This window comes from Streptomyces sp. (assembly GCF_019510245.1).
GTDB lineage: Bacteria > Actinomycetota > Actinomycetes > Streptomycetales > Streptomycetaceae > Streptomyces.
This window is the reverse complement of sequence record NZ_JAEKKT010000524.1, coordinates 1-1,530: the sequence shown is the minus strand read 5'-3', so window position 1 is coordinate 1,530 and position 1,530 is coordinate 1. Positions and strand designations below refer to the sequence as shown.

The window sequence follows — 1,530 nt, the reverse complement described above, 5'->3', positions numbered from 1 at the left end:
GCCGGAGCGCCGCCGGGCGCACTGGACGCTGCTGGCCCGGGCGCGGGCGGTCGAGAACCAGGCGTTCGTGCTCGCTTGTGGAACGGCCGGGACGCACGCGCGAGTTCCGCAGGCCGGTCACTCGATCGTGGTGGATCCGTGGGGCGAGGTCCTCGCGGAGGCGGGCGCCGCCGAGGAGATCCTCACGGTGGAGTTCGACCCCGGGAAGGTGTCCGTGACCAGGGAGCAGTTCCCGGCCCTGAAGGACCGGGTGCTCTGAGACCTCTGAGACCTCGGCAGGTCAGTCGTCCTCCCGTTCCTTCTCGGCGAGGTGGATCACGCACACCGCCACCGCGATGAGCAGCGCCGGGTCCGTGTCGTCCCGGACGATGTCGACGCCGTAGGTCTCCCGCACGTGCAGCCACCTGCGAGAGACCACGGCGAGCAGCTCACCGTCGTACTCGACGGCGAACTCCCGGTCGAGGATCTTGCCGCTGACGTCGAGTTCGGTACTGCCGTCGGCGAGCGCCACCCGGTAGTGGTTGCGCAGCAGCGACAGGCGTTTCCGCTTGATCGTCGCCAGCGGCTCGCCGTCGCGTTCGATCAGCATGGTGTCGCGCAGGGCGAGCATCTTCTGACGGATGTCGATCAGGACCCGCCCGCTGGTGTCCTTCAGCTCGAAGGTGTCCCTGAGGCGCATCGCCTTGCCGTCGACGAGGAAGACCTTGTTGCCCTGGTCGTCCTCGATCCAGTAGTCGTCACCGAAGCCGAGGAGCCGGTCGCGTACGAGGAATCTCATGTCCTTACCGCTTCCCCGGCGCCGGCTCCGCAACGCCGCCGGTAGGCCGACGGGCTGAGTCCCCTCTCGCGGCGGCACGCGCGTGTGGAGGTGTCCTGGCGTCCCCAGGGGGACACAGCGGGGCGCCCGCGAGGGGCCGGCGAGGGTCAGCGGCTCCTCCGGCCGTTCTCGCGCCCACGCGGGCAGCGGGCCGGGCGGCTCGTCCGTACGGCGGGAACGGGCCGCTCCACGCACGCTGCCGCACGCCACCGCGATGGGCGGCGAAAACGAGCCCGCGGGACACCGCCTCCGCGACCTCGGTCGACGGGGTGATCCGCGGGGCCACCTGCTGCGGTCCCAGGACACGGTCGCGGGAGCGTTCATGTCCCCCCTGGCAACGACGTCGACCGGGACGCCCACGAGCTGATCCGCACGACGATCCTCGACCCGTACGGGCGAGCCGGCCGCGCCGGGAACAGTCGGTCCGGTCGGCGCGGTTGCATCGACGAGGGACCGGCGGGATGCGGTCCCCGGAATCGCGGTACGCCCGCCGCACACTCGGACCGAGATGTATTTCCGCAGGAGGACTTCTTCATGACTGGCCGGCCCCTGACGCTCATGGCAGTACACGCCCACCCCGACGACGAGGCCACCGGAACCGGCGGAGTCCTCGCGCGGTACGCGGCGGAAGGCATCCGCACGGTTCTCGTGACCTGTACCGACGGCGCTTGCGGTGACGGGCCGGGGGGTGTCAAGCCGGGTGATCCCGGGCA

General features: G+C 71.0%; 3 protein-coding genes. 2 read left to right on the top strand and 1 reads right to left on the bottom strand.

All coding sequences use genetic code 11. The annotated features are described in order from the left end of the window. Positions 1-259 (top strand): nitrilase-related carbon-nitrogen hydrolase (locus JF597_RS55010; protein WP_294014739.1); only part of this gene is annotated, 259 nt, incomplete at its 5' end. Between the two features lie 21 nt (positions 260-280). On the opposite strand, the gene JF597_RS55005 is transcribed toward JF597_RS55010, so the two are convergent. After that, positions 281-778 (bottom strand): LURP-one-related family protein, encoded by a 498-nt coding sequence (locus JF597_RS55005; protein WP_294014736.1) that lies wholly within the window; start codon positions 776-778, stop codon positions 281-283. A gap of 573 nt (positions 779-1,351) precedes the next feature. Between JF597_RS55005 and JF597_RS55000 the strand changes: the two genes are divergently transcribed. Then, on the top strand, positions 1,352-1,530 hold a 179-nt coding region (locus tag JF597_RS55000; protein WP_294014742.1), incomplete at its 3' end, for a PIG-L family deacetylase.